At 65.2% G+C, this 23,896-nt stretch carries 21 protein-coding genes; 11 read left to right on the top strand and 10 right to left on the bottom strand.

Annotated elements, in window-relative coordinates; translation table 11 throughout:
- Positions 1 to 56: 56 nt before the first annotated feature.
- Genes GVL61_RS02870 through GVL61_RS02860 form a run of 3 tightly spaced genes read right to left on the bottom strand, consistent with a single transcriptional unit; the run spans position 57 to position 3,380 of the window.
- Positions 57 to 1,340 carry an MFS transporter gene (locus GVL61_RS02870; protein ID WP_235037510.1) on the bottom strand — a complete coding sequence of 428 codons (1,284 nt, stop codon included), beginning with the start codon at positions 1,338 to 1,340 and terminating at the stop codon, positions 57 to 59.
- 1 nt (position 1,341) lies between these two features.
- On the bottom strand, positions 1,342 to 1,755 hold the full coding sequence (locus GVL61_RS02865) for an EthD domain-containing protein (RefSeq protein ID WP_159976817.1): 414 nt from the start codon (positions 1,753 to 1,755) through the stop codon (positions 1,342 to 1,344).
- Between the two features lie 17 nt (positions 1,756 to 1,772).
- The gene (locus tag GVL61_RS02860) at positions 1,773 to 3,380 is read right to left on the bottom strand and encodes an SMP-30/gluconolactonase/LRE family protein (protein ID WP_159976815.1); all 1,608 of its coding nucleotides are present in this window, start codon (positions 3,378 to 3,380) and stop codon (positions 1,773 to 1,775) included.
- 272 nt (positions 3,381 to 3,652) lie between these two features.
- Between GVL61_RS02860 and GVL61_RS02855 the strand changes: the two genes are divergently transcribed.
- Both GVL61_RS02855 and GVL61_RS02850 read left to right on the top strand, forming a co-directional pair.
- Positions 3,653 to 4,615, top strand: coding sequence for an SDR family NAD(P)-dependent oxidoreductase (locus tag GVL61_RS02855; protein WP_159976813.1), 963 nt, complete (start codon positions 3,653 to 3,655; stop codon positions 4,613 to 4,615).
- 76 nt (positions 4,616 to 4,691) lie between these two features.
- A complete protein-coding gene (locus tag GVL61_RS02850) occupies positions 4,692 to 6,548 on the top strand; it encodes an NAD(P)/FAD-dependent oxidoreductase (protein WP_159976811.1) in 1,857 nt (618 codons plus the stop codon).
- 96 nt (positions 6,549 to 6,644) lie between these two features.
- Here the strand turns inward: GVL61_RS02850 and GVL61_RS02845 are convergent, their stop codons facing one another.
- The 5 genes from GVL61_RS02845 to GVL61_RS02825 form a co-directional block, all read right to left on the bottom strand.
- Positions 6,645 to 6,905, bottom strand: coding sequence for a hypothetical protein (locus GVL61_RS02845; protein WP_159976809.1), 261 nt, complete (start codon positions 6,903 to 6,905; stop codon positions 6,645 to 6,647).
- 152 nt (positions 6,906 to 7,057) lie between these two features.
- Entirely contained in the window at positions 7,058 to 7,825 is a 768-nt protein-coding gene (locus GVL61_RS02840) for an enoyl-CoA hydratase/isomerase family protein (RefSeq protein ID WP_159976807.1), read from the bottom strand.
- A gap of 2 nt (positions 7,826 to 7,827) precedes the next feature.
- Positions 7,828 to 9,075, bottom strand: a complete 1,248-nt coding sequence (locus GVL61_RS02835; RefSeq protein WP_159976805.1) for an acetyl-CoA hydrolase/transferase family protein — start codon at positions 9,073 to 9,075, stop codon at positions 7,828 to 7,830.
- Between the two features lie 4 nt (positions 9,076 to 9,079).
- Positions 9,080 to 9,982, bottom strand: a complete 903-nt coding sequence (locus GVL61_RS02830; protein WP_159976803.1) for a CoA ester lyase — start codon at positions 9,980 to 9,982, stop codon at positions 9,080 to 9,082.
- 142 nt (positions 9,983 to 10,124) lie between these two features.
- The gene (locus GVL61_RS02825; RefSeq protein WP_159976801.1) at positions 10,125 to 11,291 is read right to left on the bottom strand and encodes an acyl-CoA dehydrogenase family protein; all 1,167 of its coding nucleotides are present in this window, start codon (positions 11,289 to 11,291) and stop codon (positions 10,125 to 10,127) included.
- 175 nt (positions 11,292 to 11,466) lie between these two features.
- On the opposite strand from GVL61_RS02825, the gene GVL61_RS02820 reads away from it, so the two are divergent.
- From GVL61_RS02820 to GVL61_RS02800, 5 genes are all read left to right on the top strand, one after another.
- A complete protein-coding gene (locus GVL61_RS02820; RefSeq protein ID WP_159976799.1) occupies positions 11,467 to 12,681 on the top strand; it encodes a CaiB/BaiF CoA-transferase family protein in 1,215 nt (404 codons plus the stop codon).
- Between the two features lie 159 nt (positions 12,682 to 12,840).
- On the top strand, positions 12,841 to 14,616 hold the full coding sequence (locus GVL61_RS02815) for a thiamine pyrophosphate-binding protein (protein WP_159976797.1): 1,776 nt from the start codon (positions 12,841 to 12,843) through the stop codon (positions 14,614 to 14,616).
- Positions 14,617 to 14,775: 159 nt separating this feature from the next.
- Positions 14,776 to 16,188, top strand: a complete 1,413-nt coding sequence (locus tag GVL61_RS02810; protein WP_159976795.1) for an aldehyde dehydrogenase family protein — start codon at positions 14,776 to 14,778, stop codon at positions 16,186 to 16,188.
- 208 nt (positions 16,189 to 16,396) lie between these two features.
- Positions 16,397 to 17,407 (top strand): sterol desaturase family protein, encoded by a 1,011-nt coding sequence (locus GVL61_RS02805; protein ID WP_159976793.1) that lies wholly within the window; start codon positions 16,397 to 16,399, stop codon positions 17,405 to 17,407.
- A gap of 128 nt (positions 17,408 to 17,535) precedes the next feature.
- Positions 17,536 to 18,159: a hypothetical protein gene (locus GVL61_RS02800; protein WP_159976791.1), complete on the top strand. Its 624-nt coding sequence runs from the start codon at positions 17,536 to 17,538 to the stop codon at positions 18,157 to 18,159.
- A 33-nt stretch (positions 18,160 to 18,192) separates the two neighbouring features.
- On the opposite strand, the gene GVL61_RS02795 is transcribed toward GVL61_RS02800, so the two are convergent.
- Positions 18,193 to 19,848 (bottom strand): NAD+ synthase, encoded by a 1,656-nt coding sequence (locus GVL61_RS02795; protein WP_159976789.1) that lies wholly within the window; start codon positions 19,846 to 19,848, stop codon positions 18,193 to 18,195.
- Between the two features lie 215 nt (positions 19,849 to 20,063).
- Positions 20,064 to 20,234, bottom strand: a complete 171-nt coding sequence (locus GVL61_RS24725; RefSeq protein ID WP_169795067.1) for a hypothetical protein — start codon at positions 20,232 to 20,234, stop codon at positions 20,064 to 20,066.
- Between the two features lie 168 nt (positions 20,235 to 20,402).
- Between GVL61_RS24725 and GVL61_RS02790 the strand changes: the two genes are divergently transcribed.
- Genes GVL61_RS02790 through GVL61_RS02775 form a run of 4 tightly spaced genes read left to right on the top strand, consistent with a single transcriptional unit; the run spans position 20,403 to position 23,887 of the window.
- The gene (locus tag GVL61_RS02790; RefSeq protein ID WP_159976787.1) at positions 20,403 to 21,395 is read left to right on the top strand and encodes a metalloregulator ArsR/SmtB family transcription factor; all 993 of its coding nucleotides are present in this window, start codon (positions 20,403 to 20,405) and stop codon (positions 21,393 to 21,395) included.
- A complete protein-coding gene (metF, locus tag GVL61_RS02785) occupies positions 21,392 to 22,297 on the top strand; it encodes a methylenetetrahydrofolate reductase [NAD(P)H] (protein ID WP_159976785.1) in 906 nt (301 codons plus the stop codon). The genes GVL61_RS02790 and metF overlap by 4 nt, the downstream gene beginning before the upstream one ends.
- Positions 22,294 to 23,340: a homocysteine S-methyltransferase family protein gene (locus tag GVL61_RS02780; RefSeq protein WP_159976783.1), complete on the top strand. Its 1,047-nt coding sequence runs from the start codon at positions 22,294 to 22,296 to the stop codon at positions 23,338 to 23,340. The genes metF and GVL61_RS02780 overlap by 4 nt, the downstream gene beginning before the upstream one ends.
- A 13-nt stretch (positions 23,341 to 23,353) precedes the next feature.
- The gene (locus tag GVL61_RS02775; protein ID WP_159976781.1) at positions 23,354 to 23,887 is read left to right on the top strand and encodes a GNAT family N-acetyltransferase; all 534 of its coding nucleotides are present in this window, start codon (positions 23,354 to 23,356) and stop codon (positions 23,885 to 23,887) included.
- Positions 23,888 to 23,896: the final 9 nt, after the last annotated feature.

The following is a 23,896-nucleotide window of genomic DNA, read 5'->3' as shown; positions in this document are numbered from 1 at the left end:
TTTACGGCAGTTATCTCATTATCGGCACGCGGGAGCAAATCGCTCGAGCGGTTCCGTCAATGGGTGGCATAGACGGCGCGCCCTCTCGGAAGGCTGCCGATGGCGATGCTGCTGGCGGCCATGAAGCCGAGCGCCAACCACAGGAACCCGGAATAGCTGCCGGTGCGGTCGAAGAACTGCGCGGCGGCGAGCGGCCCGATCGCGGTGCCGATCGAAAGCGCCGCGAGCAGTCCGCCATATAGCCCGCCGAAGTTGCGCAGGCCGAAATGGCGGGTGAGGAGGTAGACCACGACGTCGATCTCCGCCCCGAGGGTCAGTCCGATTAGCGCCGATGCCCCCGCCATCGCAGCGAACGATCCGTCCCCCATCAGCAGCAGCAAGCAGCCCAGCACCGGCAGCAGGAACACCGCTGCGCCCACCAGCGAGGCGGGCAGGCGGTCGAGCAGCATCCCCGTCCCCAGCCGCCCGGCGAGCGAAAACCAGCCGATGAACGAGGCGATCCCCGCCGCGGCCATCGGGCTGGCGCCGCTGTCGCCAAGGATGGCGGTGAAGTGAACCACCAGCGCGATGATCGTGAAGGTGAACAGCAGGCTGGCGATGAACAGGCGGTGATAGACGCTTGAGGTCAGCCCTTCGCGCAAGGTCGCGCCGGGCAGGTCGGCGGGTTTCGCGCCCACATCCTCGCTCTTTTGCCGCCGCTGCCCGCGCCCTCCCGCGTCGTAGCGGCCGTGGAAGAACATGAAAATCACCGGGAAGGCCACGACCAGCCAGATCGCCGCCTGCACCGGGAAAGCGGCGCGCCAGCCCAGCGCACCGATCAGCCCGGTCGCCAAGGGCGGGAACACGCCCGCCGCGATGGAGGCACCGCACAGCGTCACCGCAAAGGCCATCCCCCGCGAAGCGGTGAAACGCGAGGCGACCGCGCTAGTCCAGACCGAAGCCTGTACCGGCAGCGCCGCCAGTGCGATCAGACCCCAGAGCAGATACCAGTTGAGCAGCGACCCATCCGTGCTGCCCAGCGCCGCGAAGGCAAGCCCCAACAGCACCAGCCCCACTACGCCGAACCGGCGCGGGCCGAAGCGGTCGACGGCAAGGCCGATGAACACGCCGCCCACCGCCTGCACCAGAGTCGCGATGGTTAGGCCGAAGGTGACTTCGGTGCGGCTCCACCCGAACTGCGCCGCGACGGGGCCGTAGAAAGGGCCGATGCCGTAGATGTGGATGACGCTGGTGGCATAGCCCAGCCCCGCCGCCACCGGCAGCAGAGGATTTCGGTGCCATTCCTCGCGGGCGCTAGGCGGCATGGGCGCCGAAATCGGCGACGGCGTGGGCGCGTGCATCTCAGTCGCCGTAGCGCAGGTCGAGGTGGGTCGCCTCGCCGCCGGGGCCCATAGGCGAATCATATTCGATGCAGGTGACCACCGGATTTTCATGGCTGGCGAAGAGTTTCTCCTCGTCCGCCTTCGTCATCGGCAGGCGTTCCGGCGAGGAGATGATCGCCTGCGAACGCTCGAAATCCTCGCGGCTGTTCCACCAGATTTCCATGATGCAGTCGAAACCGGGATCATGGATCTGCCCGGTGATGGGGTTTTTCTCCGGCACGAGATAGCGCCGGACATAGCGTACCGCGCCCGGTATCGCCGGGGCCGCGCCCATCTTCTTCGCCAGCTGCGAGTGCTGGTTTTCGTAGTAGTCCATGAACTGGTCCATGGTCATGTCGGGGCGCTTCCTGAAGAAGCAGATCTGCTTGAGCATGGTGGTCAGGCCCCCTGTCAGAGCCGGCGCAGGGCGAGCACGCTGCCCTCGGCGTCGGCGGAAAGGTAGAGGGTGCCGTCCGGCGCGGCGGCGATCCCGTTGAAGGTGTTCATCGGCCCGCACATGTCGCCCACGCCGCCCAGCTGCATCGGCTGTGCGCCCGCTGCGCCGCCGATCGGCAGGCCGCTGGCGACGGTCTCGCGCGCGCCGCCTGCCAAATCGCTGGCGACGACGGCATTGGCGCCGGGATCGGCGACGAAGAGCGTGCCCCCGGCCACCGCGATACCTTCCGGCCGGGCAAGGCCGTCGAGGACGATCTCCTTGCGCCCGCCGACCAGCTTCACGACGCGCCCCGCGCCGCTTTCGGCGACGAAGACAGTGCCGTCCCCGGCCACCGCCACGCCCATCGGCCGGTCCAGCCCGGAGGCCAGTTCCACCACGTTGCGGCTCCCGCCTGCAACTTCAGTGGCGAAGATCTTGCCCGTATCGAACTCGGCGAAGACCGCATTGCCGTTCGGCCCGACGGTCACGCCCATGAGCCGCGCATAGCCGCTCGCGAGCACCTCGCACTCGGCCGAGGCGGGCTTCCACCGCGCGACATCGCCATTGGCGGTGGTGACGATCCATTCATCCAGCCCGCTGCATGCCACGTCACGAATCCAGCCGGGGAAACCGGGCGAGAACAGCATCCCCGCCAGTTGCAGCGCCTCACCCGGTCGCAGCAGATACGAGAATCCGCCATCCGCCACGAGGACATGGCCTGCCGCATCCACCGCAAGGCCAAGCGGCCATTGCAGGCCCTTCTCGACGAGCGGCTTCGTCTGTCCCGGTGCAGTAATTTCGGTGATCGAACCGTTGATGTGGCTGACGAACGTGCGCCCGTTCACGAAGGCGACGTTGTCCAGCCCTGGTCCGATATCCGCCAGCACCGACTTCGCTCCCGTGCGCGGGTCGATTTTCAGGACCTGCCCGGAATAGACCTGGGTCGAGACGATATAGCCGTCCGGATGGAACTTGACCGAGTCCGGCACGCCCAGATCCTTCGCCACCACTTCCGGCTCGCCGCCGTCGAGGCCGATGCGCCAGATTTCGTTGGCCCCCTGCGCGGGAAAGTAGAGCTTGCCATCGGGGCCGACCTCGAAGGCATTGGCCATCGGCACGCCCTCGTAAATGACGCGCGGTGCGCCGCCGTCGCGGTCCAGTTCCATGATTCGTCCGCCAAGGCGCAGTTCACCTGCGATCAGCCTGCCCTGGTGGTAGGTGATCGGGTTGGCCACGGGCATCTCGCCGTGGATGACGCGGTACTCGCCCCCCGGCGTCATCATCGATACGCGGCCTTCGGTGATCTCGGTGCAGTAGAGGTTGCCCGCCTCGTCGAAGGCGAGATCGTCAGGGCCGACGATGCCTCCGCCATTCGGGCTGATCGTCTCGATCAGGCCGGTATCGACGTCCACTGCGCTGACCTTGCTGCCCGCGACCTGCGCCACATAGATGCGCCCGTCCGCGCCGGTGCGGATGCCGTTGGCGCCGTTGAGGCGACTGGCGGGGGTCATGCGGTGCAGTGCCCAGCCCTCACCCGGAGTCGCGGCTAGAGCATTGCGGTTACGGCCGGCTGCCTCAAGCATGTATACATCCCTCTCCACCGGCAGTGAGCCGAGTCTTTGGCCGTTTGGTATAGCCCGGCAGAAGGCCGCGCAACGCAGGTGCCGCCACTGGCGCCGGCTGCGCCTGCAGCATCGCCCCGGCGACGGGCCCGCCGTTGCCAAGCGGGAATGCGTGCGGATATTCGTGCAGCAGACCGATAACCAATTCGGCCGGCCATGTGCCGGGAACGCCGAGCGCAGGACGCAGCCGTTCCCGCCCCGCAGAACCGCGCCGTACGAGAGGACACCTTTCCATGGCCAATCCTTCCCAGGGCGCCGACCTGCGTTTCGACGGCCGTGTTGCGGTGGTCACCGGCGGCGGCCGGGGCCTCGGCAGGGCCTATGCGCTCCTGCTTGCAGAGCGCGGCTGCAAGGTGGTCGTCAATGACCTTGGCGGTGCGATCCGGGGCGATGGACCGGATACAAGCGTGGCGCAGGCACTGGTCGACGAGATCGTCGCGGCGGGCGGAGAGGCGATTGCCAATGCCGATACCGTCGCCACGCCCGAGGGCGGGCGCGCCATAATCCAGGCCGCGCTGGACACTTGGGGCCGCATCGACGTGCTAATCCACAACGCGGGCAACGTGCGTTACGGCTCGATTCGCGATGTCTCCTACGACGACTTCCGCAGCGTCGTCGATGTGCACCTGATGGGGGCCTTCCACGTCGTCCAGGCCGCGTTCGGACCGATGTGCGACGCGGGCTATGGCCGCATCGTCCTCACCAGTTCGGTTGGCGGTATCTACGGCAACGAAAACTGCGTGAATTACGGCATGTCGAAGGCCGGGATGCTGGGCCTGAACAACATCGCCGCGCTGGAAGGCGAGGCCTTCGGCGTCAAGTGCAACACCATCGTTCCCGGCGCTGTCACCCGCATGGCAGAGGGTCTCGACATCTCGCAATATCCGCCGATGGGGCCGGAACTCGTCGCCCCCGTGGTTGGCTGGCTGGCGCATGAAACCTGCCCGGTCACCGGCGAGATCATCAGCTCGATGGCCGGCCGCATCTCGCGCGCCTTCGTGGCGGAAACGCGCGGGGTCTACCGCCCGGAATGGACCATCGAGGACGTCGCCGCCGCCAGCGCAGCCTTCCACGACAAGGGCCCGGACAACCCGCAGGTCCTCGACTTCGGCCTCCACGGCCATGTCGGTCACATCGGCTACAGCTTCGCCATGGCGCGTTCCGAGGCTTTAATAGACAACACTGTTGACAACTAAAAGACGCAGAGCCAAATCGCGGACATAGGGTGCCTCCGCGAAAGGCCTGCCCGCACGTTAATGAAGTGGGACCGGAATGATCTGCCATAAAACCAATGTGCCGCCCCCCGAGGAACTCGATATCCCGGCACTGAAGGCCAGGTATCTTGCCGAACGCGACAAGCGTCTGCGCCGCGAAGGCGGCGAGCAGTACGTGCGCCCGACCGGCGATTTCTCGGACAACTATGCCCACGATCCCTTCACCCCGGTGGCGGAGCGCGAAGCCCTGGTCGAGGACCTCGACGTGGCGATCCTGGGCGCGGGTTTCTCGGGCATTCTGGCGGGCTATCATCTGCGCAAGCAGGGCGTCACCAATGTGCGCAACATCGACCACGCGGGCGGCTTCGGCGGCGTGTGGTACTGGAACCGCTACCCCGGCGTGCAGTGCGACAACGACGCCTACTGCTACCTGCCGTTGCTGGAGGAAACCGGCTACCTCCCTTCCAAGAAGTTCTCCGATGGCTGGGAAATCCAAGCCTATTGCCAGAAGATGGCCGAAGACTTCGAGCTTACCGACAAGGCCCTGTTCCATACCCTGGTGGAAAGCATCACCTGGGATGAAAGCATCAAGCGCTGGCACGTTAAGACCAGCCGCGGCGACGATCTGCGCGCCCGTTTCGTGGTCATGGCCGGCGGTGTGATGAACATGCCCAAGCTGCCCGGCATTCCCGGCATCCACGACTTCAAGGGCAAGATGTTCCACACCAGCCGCTGGGAGCACGACTACACCGGCGGTTCATGGACCGCGCCGGAACTCGACAAGCTGAAGGACAAGCGCGTTGCCATCGTCGGCACCGGCGCCACTTCGGTTCAGGCGGTCCCTTATCTGGGCAAGTACGCCAAGCAGCTCTACGTGCTGCAGCGCACCCCGTCGAACATCGACGAGCGGCCCAACCCGCCCACCGACCCAGACTGGGCCGCCTCGCTGAAGCCCGGCTGGCAGCAGGAGCGCATGGCGAACTTCCACCGCGGCGCGCAGCAGTTCTTCCTGCCCGGCGAGCCCGATCTCATCTGCGATATCTGGACCGAGATCAGCCGCAACCTCAACGTCGAGCTTGAGGCGGACGACTTCTTCAAGTCATGGCCCGAAATGGACATGGCCGATTTCATGGCCCGCCGCGAAGTGGTGGACTTCCAGGTCATGGAACGCCTGCGTCGCCGCGTCGACGATCTCGTCGAGGACGGGGCCACGGCCGAAGTGCTGAAACCCTGGTTCCGCTTCATGTGCAAGCGGCCGCTGTCGAACAACGATTACTACCCCACCTTCAACCGCCCCAACGTGAAGGTGATCGACGTGTCGCCAACGCAGGGCGTGGAGCGCATGACCGAAAAGGGCTTCATCGCGGACGGCGTGGAATACGAAGTCGACCTGATGATCTTCGCCTCCGGCTTCGAGGTCACCTCGGATCTCAAGCGCCGCTGGGGCATCGATACGGTGGAAGGCGAAGGCGGCCTGTCGATCTACGATCACTGGGCCGGCGGCCCCAGCACCCTGCACGGCGTAACGACCGACCAGTTCCCCGGCATGTTCTACATGGGCTACATCCAGGGCGCGACCAATTCGAGCACGACCGAGCAGTTTGGCCGTCAGGCAGAGCACATCGCCTTCATGATCGGCGAGACCGTGCGGCGCGGCGCGACCAAGTTCACCGCCACGCCCGAAGGCGTCGCCGGCTACGTCCAGCACTGCCGCGATAACGAGGTGGACCTGTCGGAATTCCAGCAGGGCTGCACGCCCAGCTACTTCAACAACGAAGGCGACAAGGAACTGAAGTGGGCCCTGTTCAAGGGCTACGTCCCCGGCTGGGACGCCTGGCGCGACATGCTCGGCGACTGGCGCAAATCGCAGGATTTGCCCGGCGTCGCGTTCGAGGAAATAGAGACCGTCAGCTAAGGTTCAAAGGCCTGGAGGAGGCGGGGCGGCAGGGTCAAACCTGCCGCCCTTGCTGTTTTAGAGGCTAATCCTCCCCTTCAGTAGACGCTTCCCGGCCTATGAATTCCCGAAACGCTCGGCCTGAATGGTGGTGAGGTTTTCGGAGAACGCTGGCGACAGCTTGCGCTCGATCTTGCGGCAGCGGTCGGCGTGGTCGATCAGGGCCTTGGCGATGTCGCGCAGGATGCTGGTGTCCAGATCCTCCTCGCCGGAGAGCCGGGCGCGCAGATTCCGCTCATCGACGCCGAGCGTGCGGGCCGTCACCCGTTGACCACCCAAAGCCTCGACGGCCTGGGTGAAGAGGGCGAGCTGGACCATCGGATCTTGCGGCATCGTGTCAGGGGCTTTCTGTCGAAGGTCCGGCTTGGCGAAGCAAAACGCTTCGGGCCGATGCGCATTGGCGCCAACAGAGCCTCCGCGTCAAACCATCCCGGGCAAGGTATCACCGACCGCGAATGCAGCGGGCTTCTTTATCGACCCGTCCACACCGGCCGACGCTTCTCGGCGAAAGCGCGCGGGCCTTCCTGCGCGTCCTGGGAATTATAGGTGTGCTCATGTGCGCTGCGCGCAGCGGCCAGTGCGGCGCTGCGGCCCATCTCGGTGGAAAGCATCACCGTCTCGCGCGCGGCCTTCACCGATAGCGGCGCGCCTTCCAGCACCTCGCGCGCGAGTTCAATCGCGGCGTCCAGCACCGTTCCCGGCTCGGCGAGGCGATTGACGAGGCCGATCTCGTAAGCGCGGGCCGCGTCGATCGGTTTGCCAGTCAGGACGATCTCCATGAAGATGCGTTGCCCGATCATGTGAATCAGCGGCGCCGCCCAGGGGCTGCCGCGCCCGACCTTGACCTCGGTGATCGCGAATTTCGCCGCCGTGGAAGCCACGCACAGGTCGCAGGCCTGCGCGATCATCCAGCCGCCTGCGAAAGCCACGCCGTTCACCGCCGCGATGGTGGGCTTGGACAGTTCGATGGTGTCGTAAGGCAGCGCGTACATATCGCGCGGAGGCACCGCCATGCCGGTCTCGACCATCTCCTTGAGATCGCCGCCCGCGCAGAAAGCCTTGTCGCCGCTGCCGGTGAGGATGGCGATGCGCAAGGCGTCGTCGCGCTCGAAACGGTCCCATGCGGCGCGCAGGCCCTCGCGCACTTCAGCGGTCAGGGCATTGCGCTGGTCGGGCCGGTTGAGGGTGATGACAGCGATGCCGTCCTCGCGGGCATCGAACAGGACGGCCTGGGTCATAGTCAAAAACCTCTTCTGGCGATCTCGAACGCGGCGCGCTCCAGACCCTCACGAAAATCCGGATGGGCGACGGCGACGAGACGGCGAGCACGCTCGGATAGCGTCTGCCCCTTCAACTGTGCAGCGCCGAATTCAGTGACCACCACGTCCACTTCGCTGCGCGCGCTGGTGACGGGGCCGGAAAGTGTGGGCACGATCTTGCTGATCGTCCCGCCCTTTGCGGTAGAGGCCAGCACCATCAGCGAGGCCCCGCCGGGCGAGCGCGCACCGGCCCGCACGAAGTCCACCTGCCCACCGGTGCCGCCCATGTACGCGGCGCCGGATTGCTCGGCATTGACCTGCCCGGTGAGGTCCACTTCCAGCGCGGAATTGATCGTGACCAGCCGCGAAAGCTGTCCCAGCACGCCCGCATCGTGGGTATAGCTGGTGGGCGTCATGCGGATCGCGGGGTTGCGGTGCGCCCAGTTGTAGAGCCGCCGCGTGCCGATGAGCGCACCGTTGATGGATACGCCCGCATCGATCTCCTTGCGGGCATTGGTCAGCACGCCCGCTTCCGCCAAGTCGACCAGCCCGTCGCCCAGCATTCCGGAATGGACGCCAAGGTCGCGGCGGTCGTGCAGCAGGCGCAGAATCGCATCGGGCACCGCGCCCACGCCGGTCTGCAGGACGCAGCCGTCGCCGATGAATTCGGCGCAGAACCGGGCGATGGCCTCGTCGGTAGAGCCGATCTTCGCCGGTGCGACTTCGACCGGCGCGTGGCTGACCTCGACCGCCACGTCGATGGCGCTGGCCGGGATCAGTTCGCCCGGCACGTAGGGAACCTGGTCGTTGATCTCGGCGATCACCACACGGGCCTTGTCCACGGCGGCGCGCACATAGTCGGAGATCAGGCCGCAGGAGTGGTTACCTTGCGCGTCCGCCGGGCTGACCTGGATCATCGCCACGTCGCAGCGCATCACGCCCGCCGTTATCAGCGGCGCGACCTGGCTGACGTGGACCGGGATCACGTCGAGCAGGTTGGCCCTGGTCATGACCCGCAGCGCCCCGATCGCCCCCATCGAGGAAAGCCGGAACGCGCCGGCGCTCTCGGGCGTGAACAGGCCGGAAAAGCTGGTGGCGATGAAGGCGTGAAGGTCGCCGATGCCCTCCCCTTGCGCAATCAGCGCCTCGACCAGCGCGGTGGGTTCACCGCAGGCCTGACCGAAGACGATGTGGTCGCCGGTCTTGAGGTAGCGGGTAAGGTCGATCATGCCCTCACAGCTTTCCCGCCTGCCGCAGCAGGCGTTCGGCCCGCGCCAGATAGGGGCGGTCCAGCATGCCGCCCTTCCAGCCGATGGCGCCGACGCCGGGGTTGGCGGCAAAGACGTCGACGATCTCCTGCGCCTCGGCCACTTCCGCTTCGGTGGGAGTGAACGCCGCGTTTATCACCGGCACCTGCGCCGGGTGAATCGCCATCATCCCGCGGTAGCCATCGCGGCGGACCTTTTCAGCGCGCGTGCGCAAAGCTTCGAGGTCCTTGAAATCGGCGCTGATCGTCTCGATCGCGGTGACACCCGCAGTCGCTGCGCCCAGCACGGTAAGGCTGCGGGCCAGCTCATACGTGAAGGAATAGGAACCGTCCGCGTTCCGGTTCGACGCGGCCCCGATCGAATCGGCAAGGTCTTCCGCCCCCCAGGTGAGCGCCACGACGCGGGGCGCGCCCTTGTAGCTGCCGGTGTGAAACATGGCCTCGGCAGTCTCGGTGATGAGCACAATGACCGGGGTGGAGCCTTCCTCGATGCCGTTGGCGACTTCCAGCGCGGAAAGGCAGTGGTCCAGCTTCTCCACATCGGCGCGGCCGTACACCTTGGGCAGCATGATGCCGCCGGGGCGCGCCGGCATCACGGCCGCCAGATCCATCAGGGTGTGCGGCCCGTCGAAGGGGTTGATGCGCACCCAGAGGCGGCGGCGCTGTTCGGGATTGGCCTTGATGAAATCATGTACCATCGGGCGCGCCGCAGCCTTGGCGTCCGGCGCGACCGCGTCCTCCAGGTCGATGAGGACGATGTCGGCCTCGCCTTCCATCGCCTTGGTCATCTTCTTCTCGCTGTCGCCGGGAGCAAACAGCCAGGAGCGGGCAGTGGCGGGCGCGTGGGCAAAGGCGGGGGTGACAGGCATGATCTCTCCAAATTCGTCGTCCCGGACCTCATCCGGGAACGCCGGCCATGAACGCCCCGTCTGATGGAGGGCGCCTTGCCGACAGGCGTATCTAAAGACAGGCCGCCGCCCCGGATCAAGTCCGAGCCAGCGGCCTGCCGCCTCAATACGACCTCGGAAGCTCCAAAACCCTCTCGGCGATGTAGTTCATGATCTGATGCGGGCTCACCGGCGCGATGCGCGGGATCATCACTTCGCGCAGGTAGCGCTCAACGTGGTATTCCTGGGCGTAGCCCATGCCGCCCATCGACATCATGGCGGTCTGGCAAGCCTCGAACCCGGCCTCGGCGGCGAGGTATTTGGCGGTGTTCGCCTCGGTCCCGCAATCGAGCCCCTTGTCGAACATGGTGGCAGCCTTGAACACCATGAGGCTGGCCGCCTCCACTTGCATCCACGCCTTGGCGAGCGGGTGCTGGATGCCCTGGTTCTGTCCGATCGGCCGCCCGAAGACGACGCGCTCCTGCGCGTACTTCGAGGCCTTCTTGATCGCCACGCGGCCCAGCCCGGTCGCCTCGGCCCCAAGCAGGACACGCTCGGGGTTAAGGCCCTGGAGCAGGATCTTGAAGCCCTGCCCCTCGGCGCCGATGCGGTCTTCCTCGGGAATGAACAGGTCGGTAATGAACAGCATGTTCGATCCCACCGCGTGCCGGCCCATCTTGGGGATCAACTGATGCTCGATATGGGCACGATCGAGCTTCGTGTAGAACAGCGTCAGCCCCTCGGTCTTTTTCTTAACTTCCTCCAGCGGGGTGGTGCGGGCTATCAGCAGCATCCGGTCGGCGACGTGGGCGTTGGTGATCCAGATCTTCTCGCCATTGACGCGGTAGCCGCCGGGCACCTTTTCGGCGCGGGTCTTGAGGCTGGTGGTGTCCAGGCCGGTATTCGGCTCGGTCACCGCAAAGCACATCTTCTCACTCCCCGACAGGATCGGCGGGATCATGCGCTGCTGCTGTTCCTCGGTGCCGAACAGGGTGACAGGCTCCAGCCCGAAGACCGGGCCGTGGATTGCCGAGGCTGCCGTCATGCCGCCGCCGCTTTCCGCCACCGCCTGCATCATCACCGCAGCTTCGGTGATGCCCAGCCCGGCGCCGCCCACCGATTCGGGCATGGCCACGCCCAGCCAGCCGGCCTGCGCCATCGACATATGGAACTCGACCGGGAATTCGCCACTGCGATCCTTTTCCAGCCAGTACTCGTCAGGGAACTGAGAACAGTGCTTGAGGACCGCTTCGCGGATATCCTGCTGGTCCTGGGTAAGTGCAAAATCCACCGCTTTTCCGCCCTTCTTCCCGATTTTTGCCCCTGTCGGGCAGTCCCTTGCAAGTAGCAGCGAGGAAGCCCCGAGACAACGACATTGTTCCGATATTGGTCCACTGAACGAAAATACGCATGGATTTGCAAATGGCCTTCCGCTAAGTCGCGTTCCAGGAACAACGGAGAGCGGCATGTCCCACGAGGCACTGGAAAAGGCGCCAGAAGCGACCGCCGGCCCCCTTGCGGGGGTCCGCGTGATCGACCTCACCAGCGTGGTCTTCGGGCCATATGCCACCCAGATCATGGCCGACATGGGCGCCGAGGTCATCAAGGTGGAGCCGCCCGCAGGCGACAATACCCGGTGGATCACTACCGGCCCGGTCGCGGGCATGGGCGGCATCTACGTCAACGTGAACCGGGGCAAACGCGGGCTGATGCTGGACCTGCGGCAGGAGGGTGACCGCGAGACGCTGCGCCGCCTGATCGCCACCGCCGATGTCTTCATCCATTCGATGCGGGGCAGCGCCATCGCCAAGCTCGGTTTCGACTACGAGGCGGTGAAGGCGATCAACCCCCGGATCATCTACACCAACTGCTATGGCTATTCCCGGCGCGGGCCGGAGGGTGACAAGCCCGCATACGACGACACCATCCAGGCCGAATGCGGCATCCCGCACGTCCAGGGCCTGATGAACGGCGAACCCGGCTACGTCGCCACGATCATGGCCGACAAGGTGGCCGGCCTCCACGCGCTTTACGCGACGATGATGGCGCTTTTCCACCGCGAGCGCACCGGCGGCCGGGAACGGGGAGAGGGCCAGGAAGTGGAAGTCACCATGTTCGAGGCGATGTCCTCCTTCATGCTGGTCGAACACGCCAATGGCGCGATGTTCTCGCCGCCGACGACGCCCGCCCACTATCACCGCGCGGTCGAACCCAACCGCCGCCCTTATAAGACGCAGGACGGATACGTCGCCGCGCTGGTCTATAACGACAAGCACTGGGACGCCTTCATGGCCGCCGTGAACCCGCCCTGGGCCAGCCCGGAATTCGCCACGCTGGCGCAGCGCGCGAAGCAAATCGGCCGCGTCTACGGGCTTTTGGGCGAGACGTTTCTCACCCGCACCACGCAGGACTGGCTGGACACGCTGCAGGCGCTGCACATCCCCTGCGCGCCGCTGCGCTCCACCGACGAGCTGTTCGACAACGAACACCTGAACGCCATCGGCTTCTTCGAGGAAATCGAAACGGCGCAAGGCCCGGTACGCTTTCCCGGCGTGCCGACATGGTTCTCCGCCACCCCCGGACGGGTGCGCGGCCCGGCACCGATGCTGGGTCAGGACAACGAAGCAGTGCTGTCTGAACTCGAAAGCGTCGCCCCGGCGATAGTCAGCGAGTCGAAGTGAACAGGAGTGTTGATTTCAACTGACAGCATCGAAAGGCTTGGGCTAACCACCTGCTCAAGCCGGACGCTGCGGGAGCGATCGGGGGGAGAGTGATCTACGCACCCGACCTCCCGCAAGAATGCACGGCAACGATAACGGATCGGAAGAAAGGCAACCACGATGTACGACGACCAGCCCCAAGCGGAGGCGCCAGCAAAGGCGTCGAAGGGCACACCCGTGTTCAAGCGTATGCTCGACCTGTTCGAGGCCGAAGGCATCAAGACGCTGTTCGGCATCCCCGACCCCAACTTCGTCCACCTCTTCCTCGAAGCTGAGACGCGCGGCTGGACCGTCGTTTCGCCGCACCATGAAGCGTCCGCCGGCCACATGGCCGCCGCCGCTGCGCGCATCACCGGCAAGCCCGCCGTGTGCATCGGTACGCTTGGCCCGGGCATGGCGAACATGATGCCCGCCATCCAGTGCGCCAAGGTCGAGAACGACCCGGTCATCTTCATCGGCGGCCAGCGCGCCCGCATCACCGAGCGCCGCGTGCGCCGGGGCCGCATCCAGTTCGTCCGCCAGGAGCCGATGATCGAGGATTCGGTGAAGTTCTCCAGCTCCATCGAATATGCCGACCAGACCGACGAGATCGTCCGCGAGGCGATCCGCATCGCCATGTCGGGCACGCCGGGACCGGCTTATATCGAGTTCCCTTCGCACATCATTCTCGAAGAACTCGACCTGCCGCCGGTACTGCCGCCGCACCGCTACCGCCTGACCAACCAGGGCGCCGACGGTGACCGCATCGCCGAAGCCGCCGAGATCATCCGCAATGCCAAGAACCCGGTGCTGCTGGTCGGCCACGGCGTCTACACTGCCAAGGCAGGCGCGGCGGTGAAGGAACTGGCCGAGCTGATGCAGTGCCCCGTCGTCCAGACTTCGGGCGGCACTTCGTTCATCGAAGGGCTTGAGGACCGCACCTTCCCTTACGGTTTCTCCGAAGCCTCGATCGACGCCGTGGTCGAAAGCGACTGCTGCGTGGCGCTCGCCACCGAACTGGGCGAACCCAGCCACTACGGCCGCTGGCGCCACTGGGTGGACAACGAAGCCAATCGCAAGTGGATCTACGTCCAGCAGGACCCGACCGCGATCGGCGTCAACCGCCCCATCGACGTGCCACTGGTAGGCGACGTGCGCGCGGTCGTGCCGCAGCTCGTCCGGGCGCTCAAGGACACCCCGCGCAAGGCCTCGGCCTCGCTGTCGGAGTATATCCAGCGCGATGCCCAGCAGCTTGAGGAACTGGCCGAGGACGCCGCTTCCAAGCCCGACGGCTCCACCTCGAAGATGCACACCAGCCAGTTCGTCACCGAAGCGACCAAGGCCTTCCCCAAGGACGGCATCCTGATCCGCGACGGCGGCGCCACGGTGATCTTCCAGTGGACCTATTCGCAGGCCAAGCCGCTCGACGTCATCTGGAACCAGAACTACGGCCACATCGGCACCGGCCTGCCCTATGCGACGGGTGCCATGCTCGCCGACCAGGCCGCGACCGGCAAGGTCCGTCCGGGCATGCTGCTGACCTCGGACTCCTCGTTCCTGTTCCATGTGGGCGAACTTGAAGTCGCGGTACGCCGCAACCTGCCGCTGGTCTGCGTGGTCGGCGTCGACTTCCAGTGGGGCCTCGAAGTGGGCGTCTACAAGCGCACCTTCGGCCACGGCACCAAGGAAACCGGCGTACACTGGTCCGACAAGGTCCGCTTCGACAAGATCGCGGAAGGCTTCGGCGCCGCAGGCGAATATGTCGAGACGGCGGAAGACATCGGCCCGGCCATCGCGCGCGCTTACGCCCGCGGCGGCTGCACCGTGATCCACGTACCGATCGACCCCGCCGCGAACTCGGAAGAAATGCCGAACTACAACGAGTTCCGCACCTGGTACGCCGAAGGCACGCAGTAAAAACAAGATCCTCCCCCTTCGGGGGGAGGGGAACCATGCAAAGCATGGTGGAGGGGCACCCTCGGTTTACGTGACATCTCGTAATGCGAAGGTGCCCCCTCCACCACCCTGCGGGTGGTCCCCCTCCTGGCCTGCGGGGAGGAACTGGGAGAGAGCACAATGCGCAGCTACACGCAGTTCTACATCGACGGCCAATGGACCGCGCCCGTAACCCCCAAGACCACCGAGGTCATCAACCCGGCCACCGAGGAAGTCTCCGGCGAAATCTCGCTCGGCTCCGCCGCCGACGTCGACAAAGCCGTTGCCGCCGCCCGCCGCGCGTTCACCAGCTATAGCGAAACCAGCGTCAAGGACCGCCTCGACCTGCTCGAAGCCATCCAGGCCGAATATATCCGCCGCGAAGCCGAACTGGGCGAGGCTATCATGGTCGAGATGGGCGCGCCCACCGCGCTTGCCAACGGCTTCCACACCCTGCTCGGCAAGGGCCACCTCGGCACCGCGATCGAAGTGCTGCGCGAATTCAAGTTCGAGGAACAGCGCGGGCCAACGATGATCCGCAAGGAACCGATCGGCGTCTGCGGCCTCATCACGCCGTGGAACTGGCCGATGAACCAGACCTGCGTGAAGATCTTCCCCGCGCTCGCCGCTGGCTGCACGATGATCCTGAAGCCGCCGCAGCTTGCCCCCTACTCGGCCCAGATCCTTGCCGAGATGATCCATGCCGCCGGCGTGCCCGCAGGCGTGTTCAACATGATCCAGGGCCAGGGATCGGTGATCGGCGCCGCGCTTTCCAGGCACGAAGACGTCGACATGATCTCGTTCACCGGCTCCGAGCCGGTCGGCGTGCAGATCACCAAGGACGCCGCCGATACCGTGAAGCGCGTGGGCCTGGAACTGGGCGGCAAATCGGCCTGGGTCGTCCTCGACGACGCCTCGCTGGCTGCCAATGTAGCCGGCGCAACGGCAGGCATGATGGGCAACTCGGGCCAGACCTGCTCCGCCGGTTCACGCCTGCTGGTGCCGGCCTCGCGCATGGACGAAGTGAAGAAGATCGCCGCCGATGCCGCGAACGGGGTGACTGTGGGTGATCCCACGGGCAACTTCGCGATGGGCCCGGTCGTCTCCAAAAGCCAGTACAACATCATCCAGCAGTACATCGAAAAAGGCACCTCCGAAGGCGCCGAATTGATCGCTGGCGGCCTCGGCCGCCCAGAAGGGCTGGACAAGGGCTGGTACGTGAGGCCCACGGTGTTCGTGGGGACCAATGACATGGTCATCGCCCGCGAAGAGATCTTCGGCCCGGTTCTCGTCATCATCGGTTACGATGACCTCGACGATGCGGTGGCCATCGCCAACGACTCGAACTTCGGCCTGGGCGGCTACGTCTCGGGCGAGGATGTCGACACCTGCCGCGCCGTCTCTAGGCGGATGCGCACAGGGGCGATCTGGGTGAACGGCGGCTTCGATTTCAACGCCCCCTTCGGCGGCTACAAACGCTCCGGCAACGGGCGCGAATGGGGTGAACTGGGCTTCCATGAATATCTGGAAGTGAAGTCCGTAGTGGGTTGGTAAGCTAGGAAGCGAGGACCTGGAGGGCGATTGCCCTCGCCCTCCAGGTCGAAAGTGCCACCGCAACCCTCGCAAAACAGCCGATGAAGCGAAGCGCGCGGGGCTGAGAGCAACTTTTATAATATGATCTGGACGGAGCGATCAGTCCGTATTACCATACCTTAAGTTAGTATTACTGGACCGGGTAGCCAAATAATACGAGGGCAAGCGTATGGACGGAGTTCGCGTAGGTAAAAGACTGATAGGTACCCAGTCACCTGTCACCGTGGGTTGGGAAAATGTACCCCGCGTTGAAGGCGGCCCAGTTAAGCAGTTCATCTTTACCTGGTTTCAGCCCACGGTGCTGTTCGCGCTGATCGCCTTTTGGTACTATGCGCCCAATTCCATCGCCAAGGCATCGACTGCAATTGGCATCGGCATCGGTTTCAAGGTGCTGCTGCTGACGATGGAATGGTTTTTCCCACGGCATGAGAGCTGGCGCCTGACCTGGAAGGAACTGGTCACCGACCTGTTCTATGTCGGGCTCGGCTACACAATCCTTCGCATGATCGATGGCTACATCGGCGATGGCCCCATGATCGAAGTCATCCAGCACTACTTCCAGTCGGACAAGTTCACCTGGTTCACCGGCCTGCCGCTGCTGGCGCAGGCATTCCTGATCTCGTTCATCTTCGATTTCGGGCAGTATTGGATGCATCGCGGGATGCATAACTGGTATCCGCTGTGGCTCCCCCATTCCGTCCACCATTACATCACCCAGCTGAACATCAACAAGGGCGCCGTGGGCAACCCGGTAGAGCTGTTCCTGATCGGGCTGGGCATCGGCGGTTTCTTCGACTTCCTGCCGCGCGCCGCCCTGCTTGCCGGCGCCTTCGGCATGGCAATCGGGACCTACCAGCACATCAATGTCCGGTTCAATTCGCCGCGGTGGTGGCGGTTCCTGTTCAACACCACCGAGCATCATAGCGTCCACCATTCGCAGGACTTTGAGGCCAGCCGCAGCAATTTCAGCAATACCTATATCTTCATCGACCGCATTTTCGGCACCTGCGTCGATGGCGAGGCCGAGCTGCTCGGGATGGAAGGCGGCCGCCGTATGTCGATCCGCGAGCAGATGACCTTCCCCTTCACCGAGGGTTGGAAAACGCTCAAGGAAAAGTTCGGCAAGGACAAATTCGGCGAAAATCGATTTGCCGAGCCGGCGGGCGTGCCTGCCGAGTAACGGGAACTGCTGCGCCCGCATAACCGGGCTGCCCCATCTGTCATGCTCATGCCGAGGCGGCCATGACCGGCCCGGCGTGAGCCTTGCCGCCCAGGGCGGTATCGAAAGCTCCCCCGGATGGAGATCACATGAACGCGCGTTTCATCGACTGGATCTGGCACGTCAGGGGCAGCCTGGCGCTCGCTCCCGAGCAATCGAGCGATGATGCCTTCGACAGGCTCCGCCCCCTGTTCCGCGAGACCGGCACCAGCCATGAGCGGACAAGCGACACCCTGACATTCCGCAAGAAAGACCAGGCCGCGCAGGACAAGATGTCCGTTTTCGATGGCGGTGTCCTGCAGATCGAAAAAGGCACGGCCGGGTCCGTGCTGCACTATCGCCTGACCAGCCGGGCATTGCTGTTCTGCTTTCTGGCGCCGCTGCTGTTTCTGGGCTTCGCTCAGCTAACGATCGCCATGGGCAAGCTCGAAAAACCGTCGACCGAAGCGGAAGACAAGGCCGGGAAGGATTCGAAGGCCGCCAAAAAACAGGCGGAAGTGCCGATGAACCCGATCGACAAGGCATTGGGTGCGCCCGCGCCCGAAAAGCCTAAAAAGGACGGCGCAGACAAAGCCAAGGAGCGAGACAAGAAGCACTCGCCCACTTCCGCCTATGTCTTTGCCGCGATCTTCGCCGCACTCTATGTCATCGGACGAATTCTCGAAGACAGGCGGCTGAGGGCATTGTTCAAAAAGAGCCTGCTGACCGCATAGCGCCATTCGCGCAGCGTTCCCGCCAGCCACCCCTCACCCACTGCGAAACGCGTGAGTGATCGGATAGCGCCGGTCGCGCCCGAAATTGCGCGCGGTCAGCTTCACGCCCGGCGCCGCCTGACGGCGCTTGTATTCGGCCAGATGGAGCAGGCGCTCCACATCCTGGACGACACTGCGGTCGAAGCCTTCCTTCACGAGTTGCTCGACGCTCTTGTCGTGTTCGACGAGGCCGATGAGGATCGGGTCCAGCGTCTCGTAAGGCGGCAGGCTATCGTCGTCACGCTGTTCGTCGCGCAGTTCGGCGGTGGGCGCACGGGTCAGGGTGCTCTCCGGGATAACCGGACGCGCAGGGCCCAGACCGATGCGCGGCACGTGCCCGTTGCGCCAGCGGGCCAGCGCGAAGACGGTCATCTTGTAGGCGTCCTTCAGCGGGTTGTAGCCGCCTGCCATGTCGCCGTAGATGGTGGCGTAGCCTACGCTCATCTCGCTCTTGTTGCCGGTGGTCACCAGCATCGGTCCGAACTTGTTCGACAAGGCCATAAGCGCGGCGCCGCGAATGCGGGACTGGAGGTTTTCCTCGGCGAGATCGCGCTGTGTGCCCTCGAACGCCTCGCCCAGCATGAAATCGAAGCCATCGACGGCGGTGCCGATCGGCATTTCGGTATAGCGGATGCCCAGAGCCTTGGCGCAGGCGGCAGCATCCTCGCGGCTTTGCGCGGCGGTGAAGCGCGAGGGCATCATAACGCCCCACACCCGGTCCGCGCCCAGCGCGTCAACCGCGATGGCGGCGCAGGTGGCCGAATCGATCCCGCCGGAAAGGCCCAGAACGACACCGGGAAAGCCATTGCGATTCACATAGTCGCGCAGGGCCAGGACCATGGCGCAATAGATGTCCTCCGGATGGACGGCCAGGTCCGCCACCATGCCCCGGTCGCAGCGCCAGCCAGTGGCGGTGCGGGTCCAGTTGGTCTGGACGACCTGCTCCTCCCAGTCGCGCAGTTGCACTGCAAGGCCGCCATCGCCGTTGACCACGAAGCTGGCGCCGTCGAACACCAGTTCGTCCTGCCCGCCCACGCGGTTGAGGTAGGCCAGCGGCAGCCCGGTATCGACCGCGCGGCGCTTGGCAACGCCTTCGATTCGCAAGGCGTCCTTGTTGATTTCGTAAGGGCTGCCGTTGATGCACACGAGCATCTCGGCGCCGAAATCGGCAAGGTGGCGGCATACTTCGGAGCGCCAGATATCCTCGCAGATGGGCACACCGATCATGGTGCCCCGCAGGATCACCGGCTCGGGCAGCGGGCCGGGCTGGAACAGGCGCATCTCGTCGAAAGTGCCGTAATTGGGCAGTTCATGCTTGAGGCGCACGGCCTGGACCTTGCCCTGATCGAGCAGGGCCACGCCATTGTGCAGCGCGCCGTCGAGGACGAAGGCGGAACCGACCAGCATCGCCGGACCGTCTCCAGCGCTGGCTTCGGCGAGGATCTGCAACTGCGCCGCCGCCCGCTCGATCAACGAGGGCTTGAGGATCAGGTCCTCGGGCGGATAACCGATAAGGTGAAGTTCGGGAAAGACGATAAGGTCGCTGCCCTTCGCCGCTTCCCGCGCGGCGAGCACGCCCCCCGCATTGCCGGAAATATCCCCCACCGACTGGTTGAGCTGGGCGAGGGTGATCTTCAGCGTATCGGGCATGTGCGGTTAGGTGCCTGCCAGACCCGCGCAGTGCAAATGAAAAACCCGTCGGCAGAAGCGGTTTGCGTCTGCGCCGGATACAAAAAACCCTCCCGCTAAGGAGGGCTTCTGTCCGTCATAAAACGGACTTTTCGCCGGTTCCCCGAAGGGTTCCGGATCGAAAAGCGGCGGGAGCCGGCGTACCGCTAGGGCAGGCGCCAGACCCCCTGCGCCGATTACATCGCCTCGGACGGAGCCTCGGTCGGTACGTCGGTGGCGTCACCGGTCATCATCTCTTCAGGAGTGGTCTCAACCGACTCAGTGGCTTCAGGAGCCGGGCTACCACCGCAGGCGGCGAGCGACAGAGCGGCAACCGACGCGAACGCCGCGAAAGCAATCTTCTTCATGCGAATCCCCTTGCATTGTTTGACCCACAGGCCAACGCTTGCAGGCAAGCCTGCAGTACCAATCTTTAGACGAGACCATGGTGCAACGCAAATAGGAATGATCGGGACCGAAATCCGCTGATTTCCTAGGGCTTGCACACATATAAAGATATCTTTATATGACCCTGCATGCAGATCGACCCTCTCCTGAGAGCTCTTTCAGAGCCAACGCGCCTGCGCATCATGCGCTTGCTCGCGCATATGGAGCTGGCGGTCGGCGAACTGGCACAAGTGCTGGACCAAAGCCAGCCGCGCGTATCGCGCCACATTCGCATCCTGTGCGACGCCGGGCTGGCCGAACGCCGCAAGGAAGGCAGCTGGGTCTTCCTGCGCAGCGCGGTGAGCGAGTATGAGACGCTCTCCCTGGGAAGTGCGGCCGCGCAGCTTCTGTCCGTTGCGGAGCGCGACGATGCATTGTTTTCCGCGCGCTGTGCCGAGGATCGCCGCCAGCTTGCCGCGATCCGGGCCGGGCGCGAGGCCAGCGCGCAGGCGTACTTTGCACGCCACGCGGTGGAATGGGATACCCTGCGCCGCCTGCACGGCGCCGACGAGCCGGTCGAGGCGGCTTTGCTGGCCTCGCTTGAGGCGCAGCCGCTGGGCGCATTGCTCGATGTCGGCACCGGCACGGGCCGCATGGCCGAGCTTCTCGCCACGCGCGCCGGACGCGTGACGGCGCTAGACAAGAGCCCGGAAATGCTGCGCATCGCGCGGGCCCGCCTGCAGTCCCTGCCCGCCGACAAAGTCGATCTGGTGCAGGGCGACTTCACCGGCCTGCCCTTCACCGACGATGCGTTTGACACGGTGCTGTTCCATCAGGTGCTGCACTATGCTCAGGACCCCGGCGTGGTTCTGGCCGAAGCCGCGCGCGTACTGCGGCGCGGCGGGCGCATCGCCATCGTCGACCTTGCCGCACACGAGCGCGAAGAACTGCGCGAAGTCCACGCCCACGCACGCCTCGGCTTTTCCGATGAGCACATGGCGGCTCTGCTGACCTCTGCCGGGCTGATGCCGGCGGCGCCGGTCGCGCTGCCGGGCGATCCACTCACAGTCAAAATCTGGACGGCCCAAACTTGCACGGACACCCGTGACAGCGCCGCAAATCGAGAGACGAGCCTCACATGACCGCACACCCGCGCGCCGCAGAAACCCCTCTATTCGCAGGGCTGCCGGGCGACATTTCCGTTTCCTTCGAATTCTTCCCGCCCAAGTCGGAGAAGATGGAAGAGCAGCTTTGGGATGCGATCACCCAGCTGGCGCCTCTCGATCCCAGCTTCGTCTCGGTGACCTATGGCGCAGGCGGTTCCACGCGGGAGCGCACCCATTCAACCGTGTCGCGCATCGTGCGCGAAACCTCGCTGGTGCCCGCCGCGCACCTCACTTGCGTGGCCGCCAGCAAAGCCGAGATCGACGAAGTGGTCGACCAGTACTGGGAAGCGGGCGTGCGCCACATCGTCGCCCTGCGCGGCGATCCGCCGCCGGCCGATGGCGGCCGCTTCGTGCCCCACCCGGACGGCTATGCCAGTGCTGCCGAGCTGGTCGCAGGCCTGAAGAAGCGCCACGATTTCGAGATTTCGGTTGCCGCATATCCCGAAGTCCATCCCGAGGCGGTCAGCGCCCAGGACGATCTCGACAACCTGAAGCGCAAGCTGGACGCCGGGGCCACCCGCGCGATCACTCAGTTCTTCTTCTCCACCGATGCCTACTTCCGCTTCATGGACAAGGCGCTGGCGGCAGGCATCACCGCGCCGATCCTGCCGGGCATCATGCCGGTGACCAGCTTCGCGGCCATCCGTCGCATGTCCGGCAATACCCTGATCCCGGACTGGCTGGAGACGATGTTCGACGGACTGGACGCGCGCCCCGGCCCGCGCGCGCTGGTCGCCGCCGTCGCCGCTGCGGACCTGTGCAAGCGCCTCTATGAAGGCGGCGTGCGCGATTTCCACTTCTACACCCTCAACAGGGCCGAGCAGGCTTACGCGATCTGCCAGCTGCTGGGCCTGCGTCCAAAGGAGAACGCGGCATGAGCGCGCGCGAATCATTCCTCGCCGAGGCGGCCAAGCGCATCCTCATCACCGATGGCGCCTTCGGGACCGAGATCCAGAACTGGAAGCTGTCGGAAGCCGACTATGCCGGCACGCTGGGCCTTTCCCATGACCAGAAGGGCAACAACGACATCCTCGCGCTGACCAAGCCCGAGGTGCCCGAGGCGATCCACCGCGCCTATTTCGAGGCCGGCGCCGACATTGCCGAAACCAACACCTTCTCGGCCAACCGCATCAGCCAGGCCGATTACGGCGCCGAGCATCTCGTGCGCGAAATCAACGTCGAATCGGCCAGACTGGCGCGCCGCCTGGCCGACGAGTTCCAGGCGAAGGACGGCCGCCCGCGCTTCGTGGCGGGCGCGATCGGGCCGACCAACAAGACCCTCTCGCTCAGCCCCGACGTGAACGATCCGGGCTACCGCGAGATCAGCTGGGACACGCTGGTCGATGTCTACAAGGAGCAGGCCGCCGCCCTCGTCGAAGGCGGCGCCGACTTCATCCTGATCGAAACGGTGTTCGACACCCTCAACGCCAAGGCCGGGGTCATGGCGGTGCGCCAGCTCGAAGCCGAACTGGGCCGCGAAGTGCCGATCATGATGTCGATGACGCTGACCGACCTTTCGGGCCGCAACCTGTCCGGCCACACGGTCGAGGCGTTCTGGGCCGCGATCCGCCATGCAAAGCCGCTGACCATCGGGCTGAACTGCTCGTTCGGCGCCACCCAGCTGCGCCCGCACGTCAAGACTTTGTCGGAACACGCCGACACGCTCATCATGATCTATCCCAACGCCGGCCTGCCCAACGAACTGGGCGAGTACGACGAGATGCCCGACACTACAGCCGGTTTCGTGGGCGAGTGGGCCGTCGCGGGCCAGGTCAATGTGCTGGGCGGCTGCTGCGGCTCCACCCCGGCGCACATCGCCGCGATCGCGCGCAAGGTCGGCGGCATGGCCCCGCGCCAGATCCCCACGCTGGAGCCGGTGACGCGCCTTGCCGGCCTCGAACCGTTCGTCATGGCATCCTGAGGCAGGCACGCGCGTGACCGACATTCCCATCTGGCGCATCCGTCCCGCCGGGCCGGACGACGCCGACGCCCTCGCACTGGTGGGCGCTGCAACGTTTCTCGAGAGCTTCGCGGGGCTGATCGACGGCGGCGGACTCGTCGTGCATTGCCGCGATCAGCACTCGGCGGAAACTTACCACACCTATCTCGCCAAGGGCGCGAAGGCGTGGCTGGCCGAGATCGAGCCGGGCGGCGCGCCGGTAGGCTATGCCTTGTCCTGCGCGCCCGAACTGGAACTGGCCCAGCCGGGCGACCTTGAACTGAAGCGCATCTACCTGCTCTCGCGCTTTCAGGGGTCCTACATGGCCAGCGCGCTGATGCAGGCGGTGATGGCCCACGCAGCGGGCGCCAGACGCCTGCTGCTGGGCGTCAAGGACGACAACAGCCGCGCGCTGGCCTTCTACCGCAAACACGGCTTCGAGACGATCGGCAGCCGCCGTTTCGACGTGGGCGGCAAGACTTACGACGACTATGTGCTGGCGCGGCCTCTCGCCGCAGCCGCCCTCTGATCCAACGAG

Origin of the sequence: Novosphingobium sp. 18050, from assembly GCF_902706195.1 — a bacterium.
Classification (GTDB): Bacteria; Pseudomonadota; Alphaproteobacteria; order Sphingomonadales; family Sphingomonadaceae; genus Novosphingobium.
This window is presented reverse-complemented; position numbering and strand designations above follow the sequence as displayed.

Bases quoted from the DNA above. Each gene is read 5' to 3' on its own strand.
- GVL61_RS02870 (WP_235037510.1), bottom strand. From the start codon at position 1,340: ATGCACGCGCCCACGCCGTCGCCGATTTCGGCGCCCATGCCGCCTAGC.
- GVL61_RS02815 (WP_159976797.1), top strand. From the start codon at position 12,841: ATGTACGACGACCAGCCCCAAGCGGAGGCGCCAGCAAAGGCGTCGAAG.
- metF (WP_159976785.1), top strand. From the start codon at position 21,392: ATGACCGCACACCCGCGCGCCGCAGAAACCCCTCTATTCGCAGGGCTG.
- GVL61_RS02790 (WP_159976787.1), top strand. From the start codon at position 20,403: ATGCAGATCGACCCTCTCCTGAGAGCTCTTTCAGAGCCAACGCGCCTG.
- GVL61_RS02830 (WP_159976803.1), bottom strand. From the start codon at position 9,982: ATGCCTGTCACCCCCGCCTTTGCCCACGCGCCCGCCACTGCCCGCTCC.
- GVL61_RS02850 (WP_159976811.1), top strand. From the start codon at position 4,692: ATGATCTGCCATAAAACCAATGTGCCGCCCCCCGAGGAACTCGATATC.
- GVL61_RS02865 (WP_159976817.1), bottom strand. From the start codon at position 1,755: ATGCTCAAGCAGATCTGCTTCTTCAGGAAGCGCCCCGACATGACCATG.
- GVL61_RS02810 (WP_159976795.1), top strand. From the start codon at position 14,776: ATGCGCAGCTACACGCAGTTCTACATCGACGGCCAATGGACCGCGCCC.
- GVL61_RS02835 (WP_159976805.1), bottom strand. From the start codon at position 9,075: ATGATCGACCTTACCCGCTACCTCAAGACCGGCGACCACATCGTCTTC.
- GVL61_RS02780 (WP_159976783.1), top strand. From the start codon at position 22,294: ATGAGCGCGCGCGAATCATTCCTCGCCGAGGCGGCCAAGCGCATCCTC.
- GVL61_RS24725 (WP_169795067.1), bottom strand. From the start codon at position 20,234: ATGAAGAAGATTGCTTTCGCGGCGTTCGCGTCGGTTGCCGCTCTGTCG.
- GVL61_RS02820 (WP_159976799.1), top strand. From the start codon at position 11,467: ATGTCCCACGAGGCACTGGAAAAGGCGCCAGAAGCGACCGCCGGCCCC.
- GVL61_RS02800 (WP_159976791.1), top strand. From the start codon at position 17,536: ATGAACGCGCGTTTCATCGACTGGATCTGGCACGTCAGGGGCAGCCTG.
- GVL61_RS02795 (WP_159976789.1), bottom strand. From the start codon at position 19,848: ATGCCCGATACGCTGAAGATCACCCTCGCCCAGCTCAACCAGTCGGTG.
- GVL61_RS02840 (WP_159976807.1), bottom strand. From the start codon at position 7,825: ATGACCCAGGCCGTCCTGTTCGATGCCCGCGAGGACGGCATCGCTGTC.
- GVL61_RS02805 (WP_159976793.1), top strand. From the start codon at position 16,397: ATGGACGGAGTTCGCGTAGGTAAAAGACTGATAGGTACCCAGTCACCT.
- GVL61_RS02855 (WP_159976813.1), top strand. From the start codon at position 3,653: ATGGCCAATCCTTCCCAGGGCGCCGACCTGCGTTTCGACGGCCGTGTT.
- GVL61_RS02860 (WP_159976815.1), bottom strand. From the start codon at position 3,380: ATGCTTGAGGCAGCCGGCCGTAACCGCAATGCTCTAGCCGCGACTCCG.
- GVL61_RS02845 (WP_159976809.1), bottom strand. From the start codon at position 6,905: ATGGTCCAGCTCGCCCTCTTCACCCAGGCCGTCGAGGCTTTGGGTGGT.